The organism is Chryseobacterium kimseyorum (assembly GCF_025971945.1).
GTDB lineage: Bacteria > Bacteroidota > Bacteroidia > Flavobacteriales > Weeksellaceae > Chryseobacterium > Chryseobacterium kimseyorum.
This window is the reverse complement of the sequence record NZ_JAPDHW010000010.1, coordinates 1-24,605: the sequence shown is the minus strand read 5'-3', so window position 1 is coordinate 24,605 and position 24,605 is coordinate 1. Positions and strand designations below refer to the sequence as shown.

At 35.3% G+C, this 24,605-nt stretch carries 22 protein-coding genes, 1 rRNA gene and 1 riboswitch; of the genes, 5 read left to right on the top strand and 18 right to left on the bottom strand.

Annotated elements, in window-relative coordinates; translation table 11 throughout:
- Positions 1-2 precede the first annotated feature (2 nt).
- Both OMO38_RS14305 and OMO38_RS14300 read right to left on the bottom strand, forming a co-directional pair.
- Positions 3-1,544, bottom strand: a complete 1,542-nt coding sequence (locus OMO38_RS14305) for an ACT domain-containing protein (RefSeq protein WP_264750876.1) — start codon at positions 1,542-1,544, stop codon at positions 3-5.
- Positions 1,545-2,483: an alpha/beta fold hydrolase gene (locus tag OMO38_RS14300; RefSeq protein WP_264750875.1), complete on the bottom strand. Its 939-nt coding sequence runs from the start codon at positions 2,481-2,483 to the stop codon at positions 1,545-1,547. It lies immediately after the preceding gene.
- Between the two features lie 66 nt (positions 2,484-2,549).
- Positions 2,550-2,661, bottom strand: a riboswitch (SAM riboswitch).
- Between the two features lie 186 nt (positions 2,662-2,847).
- Between OMO38_RS14300 and OMO38_RS14295 the strand changes: the two genes are divergently transcribed.
- Positions 2,848-5,460, top strand: coding sequence for an MGH1-like glycoside hydrolase domain-containing protein (locus OMO38_RS14295; protein ID WP_264750874.1), 2,613 nt, complete (start codon positions 2,848-2,850; stop codon positions 5,458-5,460).
- A gap of 85 nt (positions 5,461-5,545) precedes the next feature.
- Here OMO38_RS14295 and OMO38_RS14290 read toward each other — a convergent pair whose 3' ends face one another.
- The 10 genes from OMO38_RS14290 to OMO38_RS14245 all read right to left on the bottom strand — a co-directional run bounded on the left by OMO38_RS14290 (position 5,546) and on the right by OMO38_RS14245 (position 14,131).
- Positions 5,546-5,971 (bottom strand): OsmC family protein, encoded by a 426-nt coding sequence (locus tag OMO38_RS14290; protein WP_264750873.1) that lies wholly within the window; start codon positions 5,969-5,971, stop codon positions 5,546-5,548.
- Positions 5,972-5,989: 18 nt separating this feature from the next.
- Complete coding sequence (locus OMO38_RS14285; RefSeq protein WP_264750872.1) at positions 5,990-6,694, bottom strand: phosphodiester glycosidase family protein; 705 nt, start codon at positions 6,692-6,694, stop codon at positions 5,990-5,992.
- A 24-nt stretch (positions 6,695-6,718) separates the two neighbouring features.
- Positions 6,719-8,041, bottom strand: a complete 1,323-nt coding sequence (locus OMO38_RS14280; protein ID WP_264750871.1) for a DUF58 domain-containing protein — start codon at positions 8,039-8,041, stop codon at positions 6,719-6,721.
- A gap of 90 nt (positions 8,042-8,131) precedes the next feature.
- Positions 8,132-8,278, bottom strand: coding sequence for a GxxExxY protein (locus tag OMO38_RS14275; protein ID WP_264750980.1), 147 nt, complete (start codon positions 8,276-8,278; stop codon positions 8,132-8,134).
- 66 nt (positions 8,279-8,344) lie between these two features.
- Positions 8,345-9,376 carry an AAA family ATPase gene (locus OMO38_RS14270; RefSeq protein ID WP_264750870.1) on the bottom strand — a complete coding sequence of 344 codons (1,032 nt, stop codon included), beginning with the start codon at positions 9,374-9,376 and terminating at the stop codon, positions 8,345-8,347.
- A gap of 87 nt (positions 9,377-9,463) precedes the next feature.
- Positions 9,464-9,931: an IS200/IS605 family transposase gene (tnpA, locus tag OMO38_RS14265; RefSeq protein ID WP_264750869.1), complete on the bottom strand. Its 468-nt coding sequence runs from the start codon at positions 9,929-9,931 to the stop codon at positions 9,464-9,466.
- Positions 9,932-10,121: 190 nt separating this feature from the next.
- Positions 10,122-11,279 (bottom strand): hypothetical protein, encoded by a 1,158-nt coding sequence (locus tag OMO38_RS14260; protein ID WP_264750868.1) that lies wholly within the window; start codon positions 11,277-11,279, stop codon positions 10,122-10,124.
- Positions 11,280-11,393: 114 nt separating this feature from the next.
- Positions 11,394-12,203 carry a DUF4129 domain-containing protein gene (locus OMO38_RS14255; protein WP_264750867.1) on the bottom strand — a complete coding sequence of 270 codons (810 nt, stop codon included), beginning with the start codon at positions 12,201-12,203 and terminating at the stop codon, positions 11,394-11,396.
- Entirely contained in the window at positions 12,196-13,158 is a 963-nt protein-coding gene (locus tag OMO38_RS14250) for a DUF4013 domain-containing protein (RefSeq protein WP_264750866.1), read from the bottom strand. The genes OMO38_RS14255 and OMO38_RS14250 overlap by 8 nt, the downstream gene beginning before the upstream one ends.
- Entirely contained in the window at positions 13,142-14,131 is a 990-nt protein-coding gene (locus tag OMO38_RS14245) for a stage II sporulation protein M (protein ID WP_264750865.1), read from the bottom strand. Before OMO38_RS14245 ends, OMO38_RS14250 begins: the two co-directional genes overlap by 17 nt.
- A 27-nt stretch (positions 14,132-14,158) precedes the next feature.
- On the opposite strand from OMO38_RS14245, the gene OMO38_RS14240 reads away from it, so the two are divergent.
- The gene (locus tag OMO38_RS14240) at positions 14,159-14,902 is read left to right on the top strand and encodes an RDD family protein (RefSeq protein WP_264750864.1); all 744 of its coding nucleotides are present in this window, start codon (positions 14,159-14,161) and stop codon (positions 14,900-14,902) included.
- A gap of 163 nt (positions 14,903-15,065) precedes the next feature.
- Positions 15,066-15,356: a GNAT family N-acetyltransferase gene (locus OMO38_RS14235; protein ID WP_264750863.1), complete on the top strand. Its 291-nt coding sequence runs from the start codon at positions 15,066-15,068 to the stop codon at positions 15,354-15,356.
- On the opposite strand, the gene OMO38_RS14230 is transcribed toward OMO38_RS14235, so the two are convergent.
- The 5 genes from OMO38_RS14230 to smpB form a co-directional block, all read right to left on the bottom strand.
- A complete protein-coding gene (locus tag OMO38_RS14230; RefSeq protein ID WP_264750862.1) occupies positions 15,345-16,316 on the bottom strand; it encodes a glycosyltransferase family protein in 972 nt (323 codons plus the stop codon). The genes OMO38_RS14235 and OMO38_RS14230 overlap by 12 nt on opposite strands.
- Positions 16,317-16,329: 13 nt before the next feature.
- A complete protein-coding gene (locus OMO38_RS14225) occupies positions 16,330-17,154 on the bottom strand; it encodes a UDP-2,3-diacylglucosamine diphosphatase (protein WP_264750861.1) in 825 nt (274 codons plus the stop codon).
- Positions 17,155-17,591: 437 nt separating this feature from the next.
- Positions 17,592-18,332, bottom strand: coding sequence for a YebC/PmpR family DNA-binding transcriptional regulator (locus tag OMO38_RS14220; RefSeq protein ID WP_264750860.1), 741 nt, complete (start codon positions 18,330-18,332; stop codon positions 17,592-17,594).
- A gap of 95 nt (positions 18,333-18,427) precedes the next feature.
- Positions 18,428-19,906 carry an OmpA family protein gene (locus tag OMO38_RS14215; protein WP_264750859.1) on the bottom strand — a complete coding sequence of 493 codons (1,479 nt, stop codon included), beginning with the start codon at positions 19,904-19,906 and terminating at the stop codon, positions 18,428-18,430.
- A 77-nt stretch (positions 19,907-19,983) separates the two neighbouring features.
- Positions 19,984-20,442, bottom strand: a complete 459-nt coding sequence (gene smpB, locus OMO38_RS14210; protein WP_264750858.1) for an SsrA-binding protein SmpB — start codon at positions 20,440-20,442, stop codon at positions 19,984-19,986.
- 116 nt (positions 20,443-20,558) lie between these two features.
- Between smpB and OMO38_RS14205 the strand changes: the two genes are divergently transcribed.
- Positions 20,559-22,181, top strand: a complete 1,623-nt coding sequence (locus OMO38_RS14205; RefSeq protein WP_264750857.1) for an ABC-F family ATP-binding cassette domain-containing protein — start codon at positions 20,559-20,561, stop codon at positions 22,179-22,181.
- A 78-nt stretch (positions 22,182-22,259) separates the two neighbouring features.
- On the top strand, positions 22,260-23,636 hold the full coding sequence (locus OMO38_RS14200) for an alpha-amylase family glycosyl hydrolase (RefSeq protein ID WP_264750856.1): 1,377 nt from the start codon (positions 22,260-22,262) through the stop codon (positions 23,634-23,636).
- A gap of 853 nt (positions 23,637-24,489) precedes the next feature.
- Here OMO38_RS14200 and rrf read toward each other — a convergent pair.
- A 5S ribosomal RNA gene (gene rrf, locus OMO38_RS14195) occupies positions 24,490-24,597 on the bottom strand.
- Positions 24,598-24,605: the final 8 nt, after the last annotated feature.

Here is a 24,605-nt window from a genome sequence, read left to right as displayed (position 1 = left end):
AATTATTTTGTTTCACTCAATCTTAAAATATCTCCAAAAACACCGCGGGCAGTCACTTTTGCTCCTGCTCCGGCTCCCATGATGACGATTGGGTTTTCACCATAACTTTCGGTGTAGATTTCAAAAATTGAGTCTGAACCTTTCAGTTGTCCTAAAGCTGAAGTTGCAGGAACAGAAATTAATTTCACATCCAGCTCACCTTTTTCTTTCTGTAAATCTCCATGCAGGTCACCAACATATCTCAAAACATGATTCGGCTCCTGATTTTTCTTTATTTTGTCATATTCCTCATCCAATTCTTCCAGTCTTGAAAGGAATTCCTGTTTTGAAACTGAAAGCAGTGCTTCAGGAACTAAATTTTGAATATTAATGTCACTGAATTCATTAATTAAGTCTAATTCTCTCGCCAAAATCAACAGTTTTCTGGCAACGTCGTTTCCTGATAAATCTTCTCTCGGATCCGGTTCTGTGAAGCCTTTTTCTAAAGCTTCATTTACGATGGTTGAAAATTTATCGTCTCTCAAAGAAAAATTATTGAACACATAGCTCAATGTTCCAGAGAAAACACCTTTAATTCTGGTGATATTTTCTCCTGAAAGGTGTAAAAGTTTGATTGTATCAATTAATGGTAGACCTGCACCTACATTGGTTTCATAAAGATAACGTTTGTTATTTTTGTTCAACGTATATCTTAGTTTACGGTATTCTTCAATTGGAAGTGTATTGAAAATTTTGTTGGATGAAACCAAATCAAATCCATTTTCAGCCAAAGCCTGATAGTTTTTAACGAAGTCTACACTTGCAGTGTTATCTACAACAATCAGGTTTTCAAGCTGATTTTCTTTTGAGAAATTAATTAATTCATCAACATTTGAAGATTTTTCAGCTGCGAAAACCTCATCGCTCCACGTGTTATCAAATCCTTTTTTATTGAAAGCAATCTTTCTGGAATTGGCTACTGCTACAACTTTCAGGTGGATATTTTTTCTTCTTTTAATTTCTTCGGAAGAATGTAAGACCTGTTCGATTAGTGTTTTCCCAACATTTCCGTGACCGATTATGGCCAGGTGAACCGTTTTTGGTTTCTTGAAAATTTCCGATTCAATGATGTTTTTAGTTTTCTCATCCTGAGAAGATGTCACCACAATATTGATACGCTTCTCGCTTGAGTTTTGATTCAAAAGCAACGGGAAAACATTGTTTCTCGCCAGTTCTGAAAGTATTTTATTTAAATCATCTGCCACAAAACCAATGACAGACACATTGTTGATGCTGTAAATCTGAGAAACTTTTCCTGATTTTCTTTCGGGAGCGAACTCCTCGATCAGACAGGTTACTGCTTTTTCAGAATCATCTTCGTGTACAAGAATTGACAATCCGTTCTCAACAGCCTGCTGAGAAATTACTCCTACACTGATTCGCGCAAGAGTAAGAGCCTTAAAAACCCTTCCGTCAATCCCGATTTCGCCTAAGAAATCTGCTCCTTCAAATTTGATGATTGATCTGTTTTTAAAAAATTTTATTTCGTTTGCATTCGCTTTCATCTACAAAATATTTTTTATGATATAATTTAACTGTTCGTATTCCATTAAAAAGGCGTCGTGCCCGTGAATTGATTTGATCTCGTGATAGAAAACATCGTCCTTCTCAGCTTTCAGCTTATTAAAACACATTCGGATTTCAGAAGCCGGAAAAAAAAGATCGGTATCTACAGAGATCATGTGCATTCGTGCTTTGATTTTACCTAAATCTTTATCGTTTGCATTAATGTTCATCAGTAAATGGTTCATCAGCTGATAAGACTTTAAACTAAATCTTTCGGCAAGCGATTTCCCATGATAATTCAGCCAGTCTTCCGATTCTAACTTTTGTTTGTCCTGATTATATGTATTTTGAAATCTGTCGTTCAAAGACTGTGGTGTTCTGTAGCACAGCATCGCATGAATTCTTGCTTTCTGCAGTGGCTCATCATTTCCGTTTAATAAAAATTTCTGAACCAGACATTGGGCGTGTAACCAATCATGAGTTTTAGAATCACATGCAATAGGAATAAAAAGCTCAGCCAGAGCAGGATTTTTAGCCAGCATTTCCCAGCCAATTCCACCTCCCAGCGAGCCTCCGATTATTGCATACAGGTTTTTAATATGTAAAATTCCAAGACCTTTAAGAAAAATATTGGCTATGTCTGAAGGCGTGAAATCTGACCACTCGTCAATTAAAAAATCATCATATCCGTTTCCGGGAATATTGAAACAGAGCACTGTATATTTATTGGTATCAATTACCTGATCTTCACCAATCAACTGTTTCCACCAACCTTTTTCTCCGGCCACGTTTGAATTTCCGGTTAATGCATGATTGATTAAAATGATGGGTGCAGAAAACAGGTCTTGCCCAAAAAGCTGATAGCTTAATGAGATATGGTATTCCTTGTGGGAATCGGTTTGATACGGAAAATTAATATGTTGCAGTTCTGTTTTCAATTCTATTATACTTTTTGATAATACAATTTGAAAATGCCATGAGAAATGGCTGAAAAGAACTTCAGTAAGTTATCTGTCCAAAAAATAAAAATTTTGGTAGAACGTAGCACCTTCTTCGCTTGCGCAAAGGGTTGCTAAGGTTTCACAGGGTCTATCCCTCAACCTTTCTTGATAACATTTTCAATATGTGAATGATCGAATGGTGCAAAGATAATACATTTCTCTTAAATATTTAAATAAAAATTATTTATCGTTAAGATTCCTTTAATTAAAAGCATTTAAGAGGCATGTTAAGAATTATTAAGCTTAAAAAAATTGGTTTTTTTTGTCAAAAAATCTACCTTAGCATTGAAAATGACGTTATATGAGTGTTGAAAAGCAAAGACTGAAAGATAAGAACTGGTTAAACTGGGGGCCTTACGTAAGCAACAGGCAGTGGGGAAATGTACGCGAAGACTACAGCCCAAACGGTGATGCGTGGCGTTTTGCCAATCACGATAATGCCGAAAGCTATGCATATCGCTGGGGCGAAGAAGGTATTGCCGGAATCTCAGATACCAAACAGCTTTTTTGCTTTGCACTTTCATTTTGGAATAAAAATGATGAACGAATCAAAGAAAGGTTTTTCGGGCTGAGCAATCCTCAAGGAAATCACGGAGAAGATATTAAAGAATTATTTTATTATTTGGATAATACTCCGACTCACAGCTACATGAAGATGGTGTACAAATATCCCATCAATAAATTTCCGTATGAAGATTTGGTTGCTGAAAATGCCAGACGCAGCAAGAAAGAACCGGAATACGAAATCATCGACACCGGAATTTTTGATAAAGATGAGTACTTTGATATTTTTATTGAATATTGCAAAGGAAATATTGATGATATATTGGTTAAAGTTACGGTATGCAACCGCAGTAACCAGGATGCACCCATCGTTGTGATGCCTACAGGCTGGTTTAGAAACAACTGGAAATGGGGATACAACGAATATAAAGGACAACTTGAAGATTCTCATGACGGTTGTATTACGATCAATCACGACAGTGTTCCGTTAAAAAAATTCTATTCAAAAAATAAAAATACGCAAAGGGTTTTCTGTGAAAATGAAACCAATAATCCTAAGCTTTATGGATGTCCCGAAGTAGAAAATGCATACTACAAAGACGGTATTAACGATTTCGTTGTTCATCAGAAAGACACCATTAATCCGGAAAAGAAAGGCTCAAAAGGTTCATTTATCGTAGAAGCAAATGTGAAAGCAGGTGGATGTGAGATTTTTGAATTCAGATTGGCACCCAGCGAGTTGGATGATGCTTTTTATGATTTTGAAAATATATTTAATGCAAGAATTTCTGAAGCCAATGAATTTTATGAAGAAATTCAGCAGGATGTCTGTAACGAAGACGAAAAAAACGTTCAGCGACAGGCTTTTGCAGGATTACTTTGGAACAAACAGTTCTATCATTACAACGTTGGAAAATGGTTAAAAGGCGACCCCAATCATGAAGCTCCCAGGGATTTTAATAATTATGTGAGAAATACCGAATGGGAACACCTTCATAATAAAGACATTATCTCGATGCCTGATAAGTGGGAATATCCTTGGTATGCAACATGGGATTTAGCATTCCACTGTGTGCCTTATGCGATTATTGACGGAGATTTTGCAAAGAATCAACTTCTTCTTCTGACTAAGGAGTGGTATATGCATCCGAATGGGCAAATGCCTGCTTATGAATGGAACTTGAGCGATGTAAATCCACCGGTGCATGCGTGGTCTTGCTTTAGAGTTTTTAAAATTGATGAAAAAGCGAATGGTAAACCTGACCTGCTATTCTTAGAAAAAGTTTTCCAAAAACTTCTCTTGAATTTCACGTGGTGGGTGAACCGAAAAGATAAAAACGGTAAAAATATTTTCGGCGGTGGATTCTTAGGACTCGATAACATTGGGGCATTTGACCGGAATATGGAACTGAAAGATGGTGAACATCTGGAACAGGCCGACGGTACGAGCTGGATGGCCATGTACGCACTGAATATGATGCGTATTGCCATGGAATTGGCTCAATATTACCAGGTTTACGAAGATATGGCCATCAAATTCTTTGAACATTACCTCTATATCGCAGAAGCCATGGAAAACATGGGTGAAGACAAAGAAGGTCTTTGGAATGAAGAAGACGGATTCTTCTACGATGTACTTCAACTTGGAAACGGTGAAAGCGTTACGTTACGATTGAGAAGTATCGTTGGACTGATTCCATTATTTGCTGTAGAAATTATTGATCATCATCTTCTGGATAAAATGCCGAATTTCAAAGCCAGAATGGACTGGGTTCTGAAAAACAAACCAGAGCTCGCCAATTTGGTATCTCACTGGGATGAGGAAGGCAGCGGAAGAAAACATTTGATGAGTATTCTTCGTAAAACAAGACTTAAGAAAGTGCTGACCAGAATGGTTGATGAAAAAGAATTTTTAAGTTCTTACGGAATTCGTGCAATGTCAAAAGTGTATGAAGAAAATCCTTTCGTATTTACCGTTCACGGGAATAAAAATATCGTTTATTATACTCCAGCAGAAAGTGACAGCAGAATGTTTGGCGGAAACAGCAATTGGAGAGGCCCTATTTGGTTCCCTATTAATTTTTTAATTGTAGAAAGTCTTCAGCGTTTTCATTTTTACTATGGAAACAGTCTGAAAATTGAATTTCCAACCGGAAGTGGAGAGCAGAAAAATCTTGATGAAGTAGCTTCTAATATCAGCAACAGATTGTGCTCAATATTTTTGAAAGACGAGAGCGGTCAAAGAGCTTTCAACGGAGGAAATTATAAATTTAATTACGATCCCAACTTTAAAGATTACATCACCTTCTTCGAATATTTTCACGGAGATAACGGCCGTGGCGTAGGCGCTTCACATCAGACTGGATGGACAGCAACTGTGGCTAAATTGATGAAGCCGAGATTGGCGTAATTGGGGTCTGAAAGTCGGAGGGTTTGAGAGTAATTGTATGAATTTTTTTCACGTGACTACTCTCAAACACTACTACTCTATTGCACTATTGCTCTACTTTTTCTCCGTTTACATAAACTTCGTAACCAATTTCTACATTGGGTTCTAAAGTTTTTGAAACTGAGCAGTATTTTTCGAATGATAATTCCGATGCTTTCAAGGCTTTTTTAGGATCGATCGTTCCTTCTAAAAAGAATTTAACTTTAATTGATTTAAAGGGCTTTGCGTCTTCTACAGGAACTCTTTCTCCTTCTACTTCAGCCTTAAAATCTGTGATTTCCTGTCTTTGTTTTTTCAGAATTGAAACTACGTCGATTCCGCTGCAACCTGCAACGGCCATTAACACACTTTCCATTGGTGATACACCTTTTGCGCCAGGCTGGGAAGTGTTATCTAATAGAATTGAATTGCCTTGTGCATTGGTGCATTCAAATAAAAAATCGTCGTTGATTCGGTTGAGTGTTATTTTCATTTTTAATTTTTATTTTTTCTATTCAGTTATCCCAATCATCACTCCAAAATCTCCGTCTTTTTGAATCCAATTTCCTTTAGGGTAATAAGATCTTGAAACAAAACCATCCAAATACAAAGCTTTTGTACAGCCAAGTTCTTTGAATTGATAAGCAAAATTATAGAAATTAATTTCTTTTTTCGACATCATAAAAACGACTTTTCCATCTTTCAGTAGTCCTACTCCATTCCTGATATTAAGATTTTTAGAATCTTTCTTAAAAATTGGATTTATTTTATCATTAATCAACAACATTGGACCAGATTGAGTAGCATACTTGATGTTTGAATTGTACTTGAATTTTTCTGTTTCAATTAATTCAGCATCATTATTTTTTGTGAGATAAAAGATTGCATTAGGATTGAGATAGAAATTTCCTTCTCCAGTTAATGTATCTATAGTATTTAGTATTTTAAAATCTTCTATGTAAAGCCCTTTTGGTAAATTATTTTTTTCAAACATTCCGCCATTCATTGCAAACTTCAAATTCTTATCTTCTCGCTCGACGTACTTCTTTAGATTGTCGATACTTTTCAAAATTCTTCCGTCATTGTCTTTCCAGTAGAACGAAATATTTTCAACCTGTGGATTTACTGTAAAAATTACAAAATCATTTTCAGTTTTCAGTTTTTCTTTACATGATAATACGATATAAAAACAGAAAATGATGATTGGAATTTTCACTTTGAATATTTAAGTTTAAACAATTTACAAAATACCTCTCGCTTTAATCTCAAGATATTTATTGATTACATCCACATTTAGATTTTCAGGAAGTGTATAGACAGAATAAATTCCATACTTTCTCAACTCCTGAATGATGAGTTTCTTCTCAAATTCAAATTTTTCGGCAATCACTTCGTCATAAATTTCCTGCATACTCTCTGGATTTTTGTGAAGCAGAGTCTGCAATTCTGAATTTTTAAAGAAAACCACTACCAGCAAATGGTTTTTAGCAATTCCGCGGAGATATTTCATCTGACGGTTTAGTGCATCTAACGTTTCAAAGTTGGTGAATAATAAAACCAAGCTTCTTTGGTTGACAGAATATTTTACATCCTGATACAGTCTATTGAAATCACTTTCAAAAAAGTCGGTTTTTATATTGTACAGCGCTTCTGAGATTCTTCTCAACTGACCAGATTTATTATCGGCAGCCACCTTATTCTCTGTCTTTTTGGAGAAAGTCATCATTCCGGCGCGGTCTCCTTTTTTAAGAATAATGTGCGATAATGCCATACTTGCATTAATCGAATAGTCTAAAAGACTTAACCCTTTAAAGGGCATTTTCATTGTCCTCCCTTTATCAATCAGCATAAAAATACGTTGTGATTTTTCATCCTGAAACTGATTAACCATCAATCGGTTGGTCTTAGAAGTCGCTTTCCAGTTGATGGTTCTTACATCGTCTCCGGGAACATATTCTTTGATCTGTTCAAACTCCATGGTGTGACCCAACTTTCTGATTCTTTTGATACCGCCAAGCAGAAATTCATTCTGCAATGCCATCAATTCATACTTTCTGAGATGAACAAATGAGGGATATGCCGGTAACATTGCATCTTTTTGGAATGTAAATCTTTTAGAGACAAAACCTAATGGTGAAGACGCAAAAATATTTAAAGCTCCAAAACTGTATTCTCCTCTTTCCTTTGGCTCAAGAATGTATTGAAATAACGTATTTTTACCAGACGCAATTTGCTTCTCTATTAAAAAATCTCTCTTCTGAAACTGAAACGGGATTTCGTCAATTACCTTCGTATTGATCTTAAAACTATAATTATTCTTAATATCAACTTTTACAGGATTTTCATCGCCGTTGGATAATTTCTCAGGTAAAATTCTCTGTGCTAAAACACCATCTTTTTCTCTAAACATCAGTAGATAATCAACCATAGCCGCTAAAAAAACAAGTAATAAAACGACATGAGCGACCTTCATCAATCCCGGAAAGAAAAATGCAAAAACATACAGAATTCCCACTCCGATGAGTGAGAAGAAAAAACGGTTGTTGATGTATAGGTTTTTCATTTTTATTTTTTTTACCACAAAAGTCTCAAAAGTTTTTTTTCTCTTAAAGTTCGAATATTTCGGTTTTAAAGGAGATAAAAGGTTTGCACATCACATTAGCATCTCAAAATACTTATTAATTAAAGTTTCTTGTCCCTCATGATAAAGATTTATTACATTGAAATTTAGCAATATCCCCTTCGGGACTTTTAATAAATTCATATAATTTAATAATTGTACGCTGTGTATGTCAGTGATCGCAGAAACAGAAGAATTACTAATACTTTTTTAGCATAAAAACTTTTGTGCCTTTTGTGGTTTAAATCATCTAGGGATTTCTATTCCTTCCAAAATCTGTCGGATGATTTCATCGGCCGTCAGTCCTTCCATTTCTCTTTCAGGCGAAACAATTACTCGGTGTCTCAAAACTGCGTAACTCGCTTCTTTAATGTCTTCCGGAGTAACGAAATCTCTCCCCCGCAATGCAGCAAAGGCTTTTGAAGCAGTCAATAAAGCTAGACTCGCTCTCGGTGAAGCACCCAGATATAAAAACTGGTTTTCTCTCGTATTGATGATAATTTTAGCAATATATTCCATCAGCTGAGATTCAACGATTATTTCTTTGACTAATTTCTGATAATTGCTTAATTGTTGTGCACTAATCACAGGTTTTACGACCTCTGTTTTATCTTCCTGTCTGCTTTCGTGCTGATTTTTGATGATCGCAATTTCCTGCTCAAGATTCGGATAACCAACATTTATTTTAAATAAAAATCGGTCGAGTTGGGCTTCCGGAAGTCTGTACGTTCCTTCGTGCTCGATTGGATTTTGTGTTGCCACTACTAAAAAAGGTGCTTCCATTTCGTACTGCGTTCCGTCCATCGTGATTTGTCTTTCCTCCATCACTTCAAACAACGCAGATTGGGTTTTTGCAGGTGAACGGTTGATCTCATCAATCAAAACAAAATGCGAAAATATAGGACCTTTTTTAAACTCAAATTCAGAATTTTTCATGCTGAAAACTGAAGTTCCCAAAATATCAGATGGCATTAAGTCCGGTGTAAACTGAATTCTGCTGAAATCAACATCAATCGTCTTTGCCAAAAGTTTTGCCGTAATGGTTTTTGCAACTCCCGGAACACCTTCAATCAAAACGTGACCGTTTGATAACAAAGCCGCCAACAGATGCTCAATCATATCATGCTGACCAACAATTACTTTTCCAATTTCCGATTTTACTTTTTCTAAGCTTTCACGCAATTCCAACATATCAATTCGGGAATGAAAATCATTTTCTTTTTTCTCCAAAACGATCGGAATTGCTGGTGGTGTATTTTGGTTTTCCTGGTTTTCCATATTTTGTTTATTTTTTAAGCTCCGTAGGAGCGAAATGTTTGTAGTTTAGTTTTAACTGTTGCGCGGAGCTCCATAGGAGCGGCACTTTTAAACGTCATAAAATTCAAACATATATTTTTCCTCGTATTGTATTTCAAATTTATTTAAAAGTTCAAGATACTCTTCTTTAAAACTTCTTTTTTTATGATGTTCTTCTTGATTGAGAATATAATTAACAACTTTATCGATCTGACTTTTGGAATATGAAAATGCTCCATAGCCTTCCTGCCAGTAAAATTTTCCATTCAGCCATTTTTCTTCATTGATAAATCTGGAAGAATTTGCTTTAATTTCTCTCACAAAATCTGATATTTTAAAATTCAAACTATTAATACCAACTAGAAGATGAACATGATCTGGATTTGCATAGATGGCTAATAACTTTTGATTATTATTTTTAATAATTCCGGCAATATATCGCTGCAAAATCTCTCGTTTTGAAGGTGCTACAAGATTTTGTCTTCCTTGTACAGCAAAGATAATTTGAATGTAAATCTGAATATAAGTATTTGCCATTTTTGTTTCACTCCTACGGAGTTCAATATTTAACTATCAGTGCTACTACAAACATTTCGCTCCTACGGAGCTGGCCTCTACAAGCATTTCACTTTAAAAAAATGATTCAGGTTTATAAATTTACTGAATTTCCACTCTTCTCCATATCATCTCAAACATTTCGCTCCTACGGAGCTCGCCTTCCTAAATTCTATTTCAAAATTTCATCTAAAATCCTGTTCATTCTTGCTAAATCTTCTTTCATCACACTAGCATAAGGATCCTGCGCTTTCTTAATTAAAACAACAGCTTCATTGATTGTTTCAATATTTTTTCCGGTTTTCAGCTGAAGCTTTTTTGCAAATTCTTCATCTAAATTTTGGGTATCAATTAATAAATCGAGCCTTACTTTATTTAGAAAATACTGTGCTTTTTTTGCCATCATATCATGGAAATCGCCTTCCTGAAGGTATAGATTTCCAATACTTTTGACAAAATCTACGGATGTATTTTTTAATGGTTCAATAATCGGAACGATGCGCTGTTTTCTTTTTGCATTAAAAAATATAAACAAAATTAAACCTGCCAATAAAAGCCACCAGGCATACTTCAATGCAGGATTTCCCAAAATAAACCGCATGAAAAATCTGGATTCTTTGGTATTGGCTTCTACAAACCACAGCGTTTCTTTATCATCAAGATATGAAAAGACATCCTGTGCATATTTTGTATTTCCCGATTTTAAGAGATAGTAATTCGTTAAAAAAAGTGGCTCGCAATGGGCATAAATCGTACCTTTCCCGAATTTTGTTTTAATGAAATTTACCTGATCTGTATTTTCATCTTCCACTGTTTTGCCCAACACCTCTACATTGGGTTTGATGTATGAAAACCCTCTTCCGGAAGGAAATTTATCCAGCTTAATGAAATCATTCTGATACTTCTTATCCGTCAGTTTCAGAACATTTTGATCTTCAAATGAAATTTGAGAATCGTAAAAACCAATACTGTCTGAAATTTCTTTAGGCATCTTACTCATAATTAGCATCGCATCCGAACCATTGGAAACTTCATTAAGAATTTTCTTCCAGGATTGGATGTCGATATCGCTTTCAATAATCAGAATATTATGAGGTTTCTTTTTATTCTGATTGTAATAATCGTAAGCGGTAACGTCAATTTTTTTTAAATTACTTTTAAATAAATCCTTTACTTCGCGGTTAAAAACAAATAATCCGAAAGGCGATTTTTCATTCACATCAAAATTCTTCCGCCAGTCTACAACTTCTTTTTTATTAACTTCAAACAATGCCAAAATCACCATGATAATGATGAAGATTACAGCATAAATTTTGAAAGTTTTGTTCATAGATAGATTTTTATTGTTTTTAAAGCTCCTCCCAAATGGTCGGGACATATTTTAGATTATGAAATATTCAGTGATGGAATTTCCGAATTATGATCATTTTATTTTTTAATTTAATTACGGTTTAAATGACTGATACTGTTTTTTAAATTTCTCATAATTCTGCTCATCAATGCTGAACTCACCATACCAAACATAGTCAAAGATATAGGAGAGATTTGAAAATTCATTTTTTAAATGAGCTGCTTTCAATTCTGCTACGTAATCTTTATTTGTTTTTTCAGGATTCCAAATGATAAGCTTTTTATCGCTGAGCTTTTTCAGGAGATACAGAAACTGATAACGTACTGCTGAGCGGTAATCTTTTGAGCGCTCAAATGTGGCGATGCTTTCAGGGAAATTTATTTCATGGATGTTTTCATGAAGTTCTTCGTCATTGATCACTACTTTCTTATTTCTTTTTCCAAAAAAGAAATTTCCATTTCTGCCAACGATAAATTTAACGATAAAATACAGCAGAAAACCAACCAGAATAATTGCAAATAGACGAATAACAGCCGTTGTGATCTGCGCTGAACTTTCTAAGCTTGTCTCCCCGAAAATACTCTGTATGATCTTCAGAACTTTCTTCATCAGCTTTTCCCAGAAAGATTCTCTGGGTTTTGAAGTCGAATAGTCAAATTCTTCACCTTTGTATCTCGATTTGATGTTTTCTTTAAAGTTTTTTGGATATACTTTGTTTTCAGAAACAGGATTTTTTATCAAAACAGAATCTGCCCGGTACATATTTTTGTAATGTCCTGTACTAAGAGAATCTTCGTAGGTTTCTTCATAATAATCGTCGTAAACAGCCGTACTGTCTACATCCTGAGCATTTGAAAACCCAAAAGTAAATATAAATAATATGTATAGCAGAAATTTATTCATTGCTGCCAATCGTGTCTATTTCTGCCAATTCTACCTGCTGATGAAGGTCTCTTCTGCTGTCGTAATAAATTAAACCAGAATTCACATACATTAAATTGGAAAGGAAAAATGAAACCAATAATGAAAATCCATACATCACAAAAAACAATATTCCCATCGACCCTGATAACGGATTTTGTTCAAAATTACCATCAGGCTCCGTCGTAATCATTGTAGCGAAAAATATAATCATAGGAATCATCGTAAACACAGTCGTTATGATGTACATGATGATGAATAAAACAAGCGTTGCTCCCCAATATTTCCAATACGGAGATTTTTCTCTTCCATTGGCATACGAAAACTGAGCACGGATGGAATAGCTTAAGCTTTCAAAGAAACCTCTTTTGCTGTTGAAAAAATCATACATCAGAAAGTTGACAATGTTCATCACCGTGGGGAAAACAAATAACATAATCGGGATTCCAATCAAAATAAGAATCATTGCATAAGAAACTCCCATCACAATAAGAGCAGGCGGAGAGACGATAAAAATCATCCCGAGACAGAGAATGCCGATTTTTTTTACATTGTTTCTAAAGTCGGTTAGAATATCGTCCATACTGATTTTCGTTTCACCGGCAGCCAATCTTCTCAGATAAAAAACCGGATAAAGATAATTGACAATCATCAATACTAAAAAGAGAATAAATGTGAGTATTCCGACAGTGATGAACATTCCTAAATTTTCGTCAAAATAATTTTCGAGATAAGAACTTTTCCCACTTATATTGGAGCCGAAAATCTGCATCAAAAGTTCACGGTAACCGAAGATCACCACAACCACCATTAGAATAAGGAGAAGCCCATTCAGCAGAATGTAATTTTTAAAATAGTTTTTGCCGTATAGTCTGAAAAATCCGAAACTGTCACTGACGAAAGCTCCGAAATCTCTGTTTTTATAAAACTGCATCATGGGTTGTCATTGCGTTATTTAGTTTTTTATTGACGATAAACGGATACACAAAATAGTAAAATCCTATGATAAACAAACATCCGAAGATGATGATTAAATTTAAAAATCCCGGCATTTTCAAAGCATGTCTTGTTACATAGCCTTCGATGATTCCGGCACAGATGGTAAATGGAATGGTGCTTAAAAATATTTTAAACGAATCTTTTAATCCGATTTTTAAAGATTCAAATCTCGATAATGTCTTTGGAAAAAGAATAGATGTTCCCAAAATCAATCCGCACATCGCTTCCACAACCATGGCAAAGATTTCAAAAACTCCGTGCAGCCAGATTCCTCTTGCGCTGTCTTTTAAAGCCCCGTAATCATAGAAAAAATATTGAAATGAGCCCAACATTACAGAATTGGAAAGAAGGACGTAAAGCGAGCCAATTCCACCAAAAATTCCGTAGATATATAATTTGGCACCAACGCCGATATTGTTTAAAGTAATTCCTATCGTGCTTCCCCAGGTTGAACCGCTTTGATAAACTCCCACTGCATTTCCAGCTTTGATATTTTCGATAGTGGTGTTTACATACGATTCACCCAAAATAATGTTGGCAAAATCTTTATCATAAATCGCCGAAAGTACGCCCATTGACGTAAAGAGAATAAAAAATATAAAAGCGTACAGCAAATATCTTCTGTACTGGTACACCAAAAGCGGAACTTCAGTTTTGAAAAAGTACAGCATTCTGTTTTCTTCAACTCTTTTGGTCTTATAAATTTTCTGAAATATCTGAGAAGAAAGGTGGTTAAGGTAAACCGTCGTATTACTTTTTGGGTAATACGTCTGGGCAAAAGAAAGGTCATTAATCAGATTAATATACAGCGAAGACAGGTCGTCAGGATTTTTTTTGATTTTCCCTTGAATAACCTGTTCGATTCCCAACCATTTTTCTTTATTTTGTTTAATAAAATAAACTTCTCTCATAATTGTAAGGCTAAAATAATAAAAATTATGTCTCAAATTGCGATTAATACCTCACAAAATGTAAATATTAACTTTAATATTTCAAGTATTGGAGAACGCTTTCTTGCATTCATGATCGATAATGTGATTAAGATTGCTTACGGCATTTTGGTTTTTTATCTGTTTTTCTCTGTTTTTGATTTGGGATATATTTTAAATGGTCTTGATTACTGGTCGCAGGGTGCGGTATACAGCATTTTGCTTTTTCCTACGGTTATCTACCCTGTTGTTTTAGAAAGCTTAATGGAAGGCCAGACTTTGGGAAAAAAGGTAATGAAAATCCGTGTGGTGAAAATCGACGGTTACCAGGCGAGTTTTGGAGATTATTTGATTCGCTGGGTTTTTCGCGTAATTGATGTTTCTATTCTGATTGTTGGTTTCATTACCATGATCGTCACCAAAAACAACCAGCGTTTTGGAGATATTGCTGCCGGAACCGCTGTGATTTCATTAAAAAACAATATCAATATTTCTCATACAATTTTAGAAAATCTTCAAACAGATTACGTTCCTACATTTCCGCAGGTAATTGGCTTGAGCGATAATGATATGAGAATTATTAAAGATAATTATTTGAAAGCTCTGAAAATCGATGACCGCCAGATTATTTCTAAACTTTCAGACAAGATTAAAGGAATTCTCAAACTGGAAGTTGACCCGACGAAAATGACCGAGAGACAGTTTATCGGCGTAGTCATTAAAGATTACAATTATTACACAGGAAAAGATTAAATTGAATTTTACGCCTTTAAGACATCAATTTAACAGGTAATATTTTTTTAAAACTTAAAATTCATAATTAATTTAAGCTTCAGATATTCGTGAATTCATGGCAAGAAAATGAGTCGTTCTCAAATCGGTTCAATTTTTGTAAATTTTAAACAAAATCAAGCGTATGAATTTCGAAAACAAAAAATCAGGAAACGGCGGAGTCATTACTCTCAGCAATGAGGTGAAAGAAGTCGGAAGATTAACCTACACCATATTTCCGGAAGATAAAAAACTGATTATTTCTTTTGTACTCGTTCACCCGGAATTTGAAGGCCGCGGGATGGGAAAATATTTAGTTGAAGAAGCCATCAAATTCTCAAGAGAAAACGAATGGAACGTATATCCTCACTGTTCTTACGCCAGAGCAGTGATGAGAAGAATGAACGATGTTGAAGATATTTTTCTAGAACGTTAAAACTTCGTTTAAAAGAATATCCTCAATATCATCGGGATAAGATACTTTAAAATGCAAATCTGAATTCACCCAATTTTTAATGTCTGCAACATCCAGAATTTTAGAATTGGGTATTCCCATTTTATCTAAAGCGCATGCATTACACTCCTGTTCATATTGGTTATGAATAGGAATTACAAATAGTTTTTTATCCATAAACAGCGCTTCTGCCGGTCCTTCAAAACCCGCATTGCAGAGAATTCCGTTGCAACTTTCAAAACATTCTAAGAAATGAGTTTCATCAATTGGATAAATTTCCACATTGCCTGTACGGCTGTGTATTTTAGTGTATTTTGAGAAAACTTTCCATTCAACAGGAATTTGGTTTAAAACTTTAGTGATATTTTCATCCGAAAAGCTGGGAAGATAAACGACATAAAAACCCTTTTTCTGCGGACTTAAATTTCTGATCTTTCGTCTGATAACGGGTTTCTTAATCTGAGGATGATAATTTTCGAAATGAAAACCAATTTTGTCTGTACTGGGACAATAATGTCTTAAAACAGATTCTCCTAAAAAGTTTTTCTTGGATGGCTTTGGAGTTTCTTTGAAGTCCATAGAAGCTTGGTGACTCAGTTCGAGCATCTTTAAATTTCTCATTTTACAAGCCCAGGCTGTCAAAGGTTCATAATCATTGATAATTAAATCGTATTGACTCAGCTCTATTTGTTTGATTGTATTGATAGCTTCGAGAAAATTATTTTCAAAGAGAATTTTTCGGTAGGAAATTCCTCCTGTTTTATTGTAAAGAAGTGAAACTCCACGATGTTTGAAATCTATTGGGAAATCTGTTTGTAACTGAGATTGATGTCCGCTAATCAACGTATCTACAGAAGCATACTTTTTTAAAATAGGAATAATCTCCTGTGCTCTTGCGACATGTCCGTTTCCTGTTCCCTGAAATGCGTACAATACTTTCATCTGCAACTATTATTTAAGTAAACTGAGTGACAATTTTTAAAAGATCTGAATTATTCATTTCCGGGATCTCTTCGGTTTCATCATCTGCCAACAAATGCTGATGTTCTTCATAATGAAAAATTTTCCATTCTCCATCATGGTACTCTAGAGCAGAAAGATTTTCAATCCAATCTCCTGAATTGAGATAGGTACACGAACCCTTTTTAGTCTTCACTTTACGAATTTGCGGCTGATGAATGTGTCCGCAAACTACAAAATCATAGCCATTATCAATGGCCAGTTCTGAAGCCGTCAGTTCGAAATCTCCGATATACTTAACTGCCTTTTTAACATTGTTTTTGATCTTCTTTGAAAATGAATACTTTTCTTTACCCATCTTGTCTAAAAACCAATTTACAACATTGTTGATCACAATTAAAAGATCATATCCTTTGCCGCCTAATTTCGCAATCCATTTCGAATGTTGAACAGAAGCATCAAAAACATCACCATGAAAAATCCAGGTTTTCTTTTCGTTTAAATTTAAGCAAAGTTTATTAATGACCTTCAATTTACCCAATTCAAAATCGGTAAACTTTCTGAACATTTCATCGTGATTGCCTGTAATGTAGTAGACATCAGTAGTTTTTGTGGCAAATGAAATGATTTTTTTTATAACTTTCAGATGAGTTTTGGGAAAGTAAGACTTTTTAAACTGCCAGATATCAATAATATCACCATTTAAAACTAATGTTTTCGGTTGTATAGAATTCAAATATCTTAAGAGTTCTTTTGCCTTACATCCATAAGTTCCTAAATGTACATCCGAAATGACAACCAATTCAACGCTTCTTTTCATTCGCAGATATTTATCTTAAAATAATCAAATGTGATCGCCATATCTATCAGTATTTCAATTTACCAAGGATGGCGATTTCACAATTGATTCTATGCAAAGAAACTAATTGAATATGAATTGTATATGAATGCTATATTATTTATTTCCATCAGTAGTAAGAGCCTGTTTAAATTTAATCAAAATTATTTCTCCAACTCTAAAGTGAGTAATTTTGATGAATTTTCAAAGCGCTTTTTCACTCTTTAGGGTTGGGGTAAAGAAAAATGCTTTGAAAATTTTATTTTTTAACCATTTCTAGACAGGCTCTAAATGGAAAAAATGCCACGAATGCACGGATAGAATCTTAACTTCAGTTTAATAAATTTTTCAACTGATCAAAGATTTAACAATTCGTGTATTCGTGGCGAAAATATACCAGCAATAGGATTAGCTACCCTCTATAATGATTCTAACAACTCATCCGTAATCTCCATGTTATGATAAACGTTTTGAACGTCATCATCTTCTTCAAAACGGTCAAGCATCTTCATGTTTGCTTTAAACTGCTCTGCAGTAACTTCTTTAATATTATTTGGAATTCTCTGAAGTTCTGCGCTTTTTACTTCAATCTTCAATTCATCCAATTTGTGAGATAAAGAACCAAAATCTTCAAATGCGGTAGTGATCATTACTTCCTCGTCATCTTTTTCTACATCTTCAGCTCCACCATCGATCATTTCCATTTCGAAGTCATCCCAATCCATTTTGATTTGGGTCAAATCGATACTGAATATTCCTTTTCTGTCGAAGATAAATGCCAGTTCTCCATTCTTTCCCAGATTACCATCAAACTTATTAAAGATTGCTCTTACATTGGCAACGGTTCTCGTTGTATTATTCGTTGTACACTCTACAAAAAATGCAACACCACCTTGTCCGTAACCTTCATAGTTGATTTCCTCATAGTTTTCTGCATCTGCTCCACTTGCTTTTTTAATGGCTCTTTCTACATTATCTTTAGGCATATTGGCACCTTTAGCATTCTGGATGCACCTTCTCAGTGCCGGATTGGCTTCTGCATCAGGACCGCCAGCTTTTACCGCTAAGGCAATATCTTTACCGATTTTAGAAAAAGTTTTGGCCATTTTATCCCAACGTGCCATTTTTGATGCTTTTCTATATTCAAATGCTCTTCCCATTTTATAATTTAAATTTTCACAAAATTACTCAAAATCAACAACAAAAAAAATACCCCCAGAAAAATCTGGAGGTATTTATTATTTAGAAAAATTAATTATTTTTTCTTTTTCTTAGCTGGAGCTTTTTTCTTAGCTGGAGCTTTTTTCACTGGAGCATCTTCGTAATCTCTTTTCTTAAGAGCATTCCATTCAGCAGCATCTTCAACAGCAGTTACAACAACTTTTCTGTCTACTTGTCTTTCAGCATCAGAAGCTTTTTCAGAAACTGTAGCTTTAGATTCACCTACACCGATAGATTTAAGAGCATTAGCATCAACACCTCTTGCATCTAAAGCAGCAACTACAGCAGCAGCTCTTTCTCTAGATAATTTCAAGTTGTAAGCTTCAGCACCTTTAGCATCAGTTCTACCTTCTAATAAGTAGTTACCTCCGTCTTTCTTGATCAAGTCAGCAGCAGCATCTAAAGCACCTTTAGAGTCAGCTTTGATTGTAGCTTTGTTGAAGTCAAAGAATACACTTCCGAAGCTTTGCTCTAATTCGATAGCAGTTTGCTTCTTAGGCTTAGGACATCCGTTGTATTCTGGAAGACCTGGAACAGTAGGACAAGCATCATCTTTATCTAAGATACCGTCACCGTCTGTATCTGGCCAAGGACAACCATTGTTTTCTGCAGGACCTGCAACTGTAGGACAAGCATCATCTTTGTCGATTACACCGTCTCCGTCAGTATCTGGCCAAGGACAACCGTTGTTTTCAACTGGACCAGCAACTTCTGGACACTGATCGTCTTTATCTGGAACTCCATCTCCGTCAGTATCAGGACATCCTTGGAATTCTGGTAAACCTGGTGTATCTGGACATAAATCGTCTTTATCTAAGATACCATCCTTATCTCTATCTCTGTTTCCGAATCTAAAGTTCAAAGAAGCAGAAGCTTGCCAAAAGTTAGCATAGTTTGCTTTGTCACCTGGAGTTGAAACATAATCTCCCTGTACACCTAAACCGAAGTTTTTAGTTAACCAGAAGTTTACACCAGCACCTGTAGAAACCGTAAAGTGATTAGCTTTACCGTTTTCGTTTCCGTTATCACCATTTGAAGTAACTTCACCTCTCCAGTCAGTTCTTGGGAAAGTAAGATCTGTGTAGTCATGTCTAAGGTAGTTAGCACCTACTCTTAAATACGGATCAAACCAAGACTCTTCATCCCAGATAAGACCAGCTGCTTTAGCCTGGAAACCTAAACCTGTCATTAACATGAATTCTTTACCCATGTTGAATCTTTGGTTTTCAACGTTTCCAACAGTAGTCTGCCAGTCGATTACCAAACCTTTACCGATGTTTCTTGCAACAGTAAGTTTAGATAATGGTGGAGTGATAGAGAAGTTGTCCACATTGAACATAGTCTTCGTCAAATTTGTAGCAGAAAACGTATTACTGAAGTTACCTGCCTGTGCTTTATGGTTCTCTGCATGAGCACCAACTCCGATCATCCACGGATTGTTGGTAGTCTGAGCGAACACAGTAGAGGCAACAGTAAGCGCCAATGCTGAAATTCCTAATTTTAGATTTTTCATAGAATTAAATGATTAAATAATTGATATTGCAAAATAAATATAATTTTTCTTTATAAACAAAGTTTTCAGGATGATTTTTAACTTTTCTTTAATATTCTATCGAGGCTTCGTTTACTTTCTCTATCTTTTATTGCCTCTCTTTTATCAAAAAGCTTTTTACCTTTTCCTAACGCAATGAGAACTTTTGCTCTTCCTCTATCGTTAATATATAACTTTAAAGGTATAATTGTGTTACCTGCATCTTTGAGTTTTTTTTCGAGTTTTAACAATTCTCTTTTGTGCAACAGCAACTTTCGTTCCCTTTTTGTTTTATGATTATAAAAAGTGCCCAACTTATATTCATCAATCATCATATTGATAATGTACAATTCTCCGTCAATAAACTGACAGAAGGCCTCCGTGATAGATGCCTTAGAAGAGCGTAAGGATTTTATTTCCGTTCCGGTAAGTACCATTCCGGCCTCAAATTCCTCCATGATTTCATACTCAAATCTGGCTCTTTTGTTAAATATATTAACTGTTTTTTCGATCTTCATATCTAAAATTTCATTACGGTAATATACAAAAATACCACACATTAAAAACTTGAGTATTACAATATTATAATTACCCGAATTCTTTTCGTAATTTTGCGCCAAATTTACAAACTAATATGTTAACAGTATCTAACTTATCTTTACAATTTGGGAAAAGAGTCCTTTTTGACGAGGTAAACATTATGTTTACGAAAGGGAACTGCTACGGGATTATCGGAGCAAATGGCGCAGGAAAATCTACATTCCTTAAAATACTTACAGGCAAGCAAGATCCAACCACAGGACATGTATCTCTGGAACCGGGGAAAAGAATGTCGGTTTTGGAGCAGGATCACTTCGCATATGATCAATATACAGTTCTTGAGGCTGTGCTTAGAGGAAATAAGAAATTATTCGAAATAAAAGAGGAGATGGATGCTTTGTATGCCAAAGAAGACTTCTCTGATGAAGACGGAATTAAAGCAGGTGAGCTTGGTGTTGTCTATGATGAAATGGGTGGATGGAACTCAGAATCTGATGCGCAGACCATGCTTTCAAATGTTGGTATCAAAGACGATATGCACTGGCAGATGATGAGTGAACTGGAGAATAAGGACAAAGTAAAAGTTCTTTTGGCTCAGGCGCTTTTTGGAAATCCGGATGTATTGATCCTTGATGAACCTACGAATGACCTAGATATTGATACCATCGCTTGGTTAGAAGATTTCTTGGCAGATTACGAAAATACAGTAATTGTAGTATCTCACGACCGTCACTTCTTAGACACCGTTTGTACACACATCGGAGATTTAGATTATGCTAAATTAAACCTTTACACAGGTAACTACTCTTTCTGGTATCAGGCTTCACAGCTGGCGACAAGACAAAGAGCGCAGGCCAACAAAAAAGCGGAAGAAAAGAAGAAAGAACTTCAGGATTTCATCGCTCGATTTAGTTCAAACGTTGCAAAAGCTAAGCAGGCAACGGCTAGAAAGAAGATGATCGATAAATTGAACATCGATGATATTAAACCGTCATCAAGAAGATATCCGGCAATCATTTTCGAGATGGAAAGAGAGGTCGGAGATCAGATTTTGGATGTTAAAGGTTTAGAAAAAACTAAAGACGGAGAATTACTATTCTCAAACATCGATTTAAATCTTAAAAAAGGAGATAAAGTTGCAATCATTTCTAAAAACTCTTTAGCCATTACAGAATTTTTTGAAATTTTAGCAGGAAATACTCAGGCAGACAAAGGAAATGTTGCGTGGGGAGTTACCACAAACCAGTCTCACATGCCTTTGGATAACACAACTTTCTTCCAGGAAGATATCAACTTAGTTGATTGGTTGAGACAGTTTACCAAAAACGATGAAGAGCGTCACGAAGAATTTATGAGAGGATTTTTGGGAAGAATGTTATTCTCAGGAGATGAAGCTTTAAAATCTTGTAAGGTGCTTTCCGGAGGAGAAAAAATGAGATGTATGTTTAGCCGAATGATGCTTCAGAAAGCTAACGTATTGCTATTGGATGAGCCTACCAACCACTTAGATCTTGAAAGTATTACCACTTTGAACAACTCATTGTCAAACTTCAAAGGAAATCTTCTACTGTCTTCTCATGACCACGAAATGCTACAAACCGTTTGTAACAGAATCATTGAATTGACTCCAAAAGGAATTATCGACAGAGAAACAACTTATGACGAGTATCTTGCTGATAAGAAGATCAAAGAATTAAGAGAAAAGATGTATTCTTAAAAATACTTGACATTATACCAAAGCGTTTCATTTTGAAACGCTTTTTTTATTTAACTTAGAATTAAAATATGTAAACTTATGAAACGTCAGATATTTTATTTCTTACTCATCTTTTACTTCACCAACTTTAATGCCCAGACGAAAGACCTTCGTTATCAACCTAAAGAATATATAGAAATCAGTCATCCTGAATGGACTAAAAATGCGACGATCTACGAAGCTAATATCAGACAGTACACTCCTGAAGGAACATTCAAAGCTTTTGAAAAACATTTGCCTCGACTAAAAAAAATGGGCGTAGATATCATTTGGCTGATGCCAATACATCCCATTGGCGAACTTAACAGAAAAGGAAAATTGGGAAGTTACTATTCTGTAAAAGATTTCAGAGGAGTCAATCCTGATTTTGGAACGATGAAAGATTTAAAAAATCTTGTGGACAAAATTCATTCCATGGGAATGTATGTGATTATTGATTGGGTTGGAAATCATTCTGCATGGGACAATCCTTTGGCAAAAGAGCATCCGGATTGGTACACAAAAACTAAAGAAGGAAAATTTCAGCCCACACCTTGGTATGATTGGGATGACGTAATCGATTTTGATTACGACAATCCTGACTTCAGAAAATACATGACGGACGCGTTGAAATTTTGGGTGAAGGAAGCAAATATTGACGGTTACCGATGTGATGTCGCCGGGTTTATTCCAGTTGATTTTTGGGAAAATGCAAGAACAGAGCTTGATCAGATTAAACCTGTTTTCATGTTGGCAGAATGGGAATCCAGAGATCTTTACAGAAAATCATTTGATATGACATATTCCTGGTCTCTTTGGGATAAAATGAAACTCGCAACCATAGAAGGCAAAGGCGCTCCTGCCCTTTTTGAATATATGGCGCATGATGTTAACAGTTTCCCTCACAATTCGTACAGAATGACTTTTACCGATAATCACGACAAAAATTCGTGGGAAGGAAATCAGTACTCCAATTTTGGAAAAGGTTTGGAAGCAGCAATGGTCTTCTCCAGCACCGTCAACGGAATGCCATTGGTCTACAGTGGACAGGAAGCCGGTTTGGACAGAAGTTTAGCATTTTTTGAAAAAGATTTAATCGACTGGAAAGAACATAAAAATTCAAAAATCTACGAAACTCTCTTCAATCTTAAACACAAAAACCAGGCATTATGGAACGGAAAATGGGGCGGAGAAATGATTCGCGTTCATAACGACAACATGAATAATGTCTTATCATTCTATCGGGAGAAAAATAACGATGCAGTTTTGCCAATCATCAATTTCTCCGATAAAGAATCATCAGTAAACCTAGACACAAAATATTTTAAAGGGAAATATACCGAACTGTTTTCCGGAAAAGAAATCATCATAACACAAGATCAGACCCATTTCGATATCAAACCTTGGCAATATTTGATTTTGGTGAAGTCAAAGTAATTTTCATAAAACACACCCTATTTTACTTTATCTGAATCATTAGGCAGACCTTGATCCGTTATCGAATACTTTAAATTTTCAGGAGCTTTATCCAGCTCTCCACTATATCTTTTTTGTGCCCTTGCTTTTGGCCACCAACAAAAAAGGATGCCGTTGCGATCTGGGCTAGGGAGGAGTGGAGGATGACGGGATTTTGTCATTACCGACTTCTTCGACGTCTAATTGTTTAATGCCAGATGTCAGATGTCAGATGTCAGATGTCAGATGTTTGATGTTCGATGTTCGATGTTTGATGTTCGATGTTCGATGTTCGATGTTCGATGTTCGATGTTCGATGTTTATACAAAATTACGTTTTGTGAAGCAATTAAATATTTTCACGGATTTTTTCTTTATTTTTGAAATTCAGATACTCAAAACCTTTTTAGTATTAGATAAGATAGTTTCAGTTAACAAATGTGATTTTAATAACCGCAGCGCGGTGAAATGTACATAGAACGACATTATCATGACTGCTAATCTGAATTCCGTAGGAGTGGCCTGTTATTTCCTTTACAATTTATCTACAAATGCCGAATTGACAATTACAGAGTTCGCCCGCTTACCTAAAAATTTCAAAATTATACTGTCGTAAAACGTAATATAATATTGAGATTCCTTTACCAAAAGAAGCCATTGTAAAACACAAAACTCTAAACCCGAAACATCAATCTAGCATCATGTAACTTATTGGCTCTTTTACCTTTTACTTTTTACCTTTTACTTTCCTTTTACTTTTTACATTTACCTTTTTTTTTCACAGAAGTATATCACAAAAAAAATCCTCAATCAAGTAAATGATGAGGATTTAAAAAAACTGGCGGCGACCTACTCTCCCGCTTTCGCAGTACCATCGGCGCTGGTGGGCTTAACTTCTGTGTTCGGAATGGGAACAGGTGAGCCCCACCGCTAAAACCACCCTAAAGGCTGT

Coding starts and splice junctions, on each gene's coding strand:
- OMO38_RS14305 (WP_264750876.1), bottom strand. CDS start 1,544: ATGAAAGCGAATGCAAACGAAATAAAATTTTTTAAAAACAGATCAATC.
- OMO38_RS14295 (WP_264750874.1), top strand. CDS start 2,848: ATGAGTGTTGAAAAGCAAAGACTGAAAGATAAGAACTGGTTAAACTGG.
- OMO38_RS14290 (WP_264750873.1), bottom strand. CDS start 5,971: ATGAAAATAACACTCAACCGAATCAACGACGATTTTTTATTTGAATGC.
- OMO38_RS14280 (WP_264750871.1), bottom strand. CDS start 8,041: ATGAAAAACCTATACATCAACAACCGTTTTTTCTTCTCACTCATCGGA.
- OMO38_RS14270 (WP_264750870.1), bottom strand. CDS start 9,376: ATGGAAAACCAGGAAAACCAAAATACACCACCAGCAATTCCGATCGTT.
- tnpA (WP_264750869.1), bottom strand. CDS start 9,931: ATGGCAAATACTTATATTCAGATTTACATTCAAATTATCTTTGCTGTA.
- OMO38_RS14260 (WP_264750868.1), bottom strand. CDS start 11,279: ATGAACAAAACTTTCAAAATTTATGCTGTAATCTTCATCATTATCATG.
- OMO38_RS14255 (WP_264750867.1), bottom strand. CDS start 12,203: ATGAATAAATTTCTGCTATACATATTATTTATATTTACTTTTGGGTTT.
- OMO38_RS14250 (WP_264750866.1), bottom strand. CDS start 13,158: ATGATGCAGTTTTATAAAAACAGAGATTTCGGAGCTTTCGTCAGTGAC.
- OMO38_RS14245 (WP_264750865.1), bottom strand. CDS start 14,131: ATGAGAGAAGTTTATTTTATTAAACAAAATAAAGAAAAATGGTTGGGA.
- OMO38_RS14240 (WP_264750864.1), top strand. CDS start 14,159: ATGTCTCAAATTGCGATTAATACCTCACAAAATGTAAATATTAACTTT.
- OMO38_RS14235 (WP_264750863.1), top strand. CDS start 15,066: ATGAATTTCGAAAACAAAAAATCAGGAAACGGCGGAGTCATTACTCTC.
- OMO38_RS14230 (WP_264750862.1), bottom strand. CDS start 16,316: ATGAAAGTATTGTACGCATTTCAGGGAACAGGAAACGGACATGTCGCA.
- OMO38_RS14225 (WP_264750861.1), bottom strand. CDS start 17,154: ATGAAAAGAAGCGTTGAATTGGTTGTCATTTCGGATGTACATTTAGGA.
- OMO38_RS14220 (WP_264750860.1), bottom strand. CDS start 18,332: ATGGGAAGAGCATTTGAATATAGAAAAGCATCAAAAATGGCACGTTGG.
- OMO38_RS14215 (WP_264750859.1), bottom strand. CDS start 19,906: ATGAAAAATCTAAAATTAGGAATTTCAGCATTGGCGCTTACTGTTGCC.
- smpB (WP_264750858.1), bottom strand. CDS start 20,442: ATGAAGATCGAAAAAACAGTTAATATATTTAACAAAAGAGCCAGATTT.
- OMO38_RS14205 (WP_264750857.1), top strand. CDS start 20,559: ATGTTAACAGTATCTAACTTATCTTTACAATTTGGGAAAAGAGTCCTT.
- OMO38_RS14200 (WP_264750856.1), top strand. CDS start 22,260: ATGAAACGTCAGATATTTTATTTCTTACTCATCTTTTACTTCACCAAC.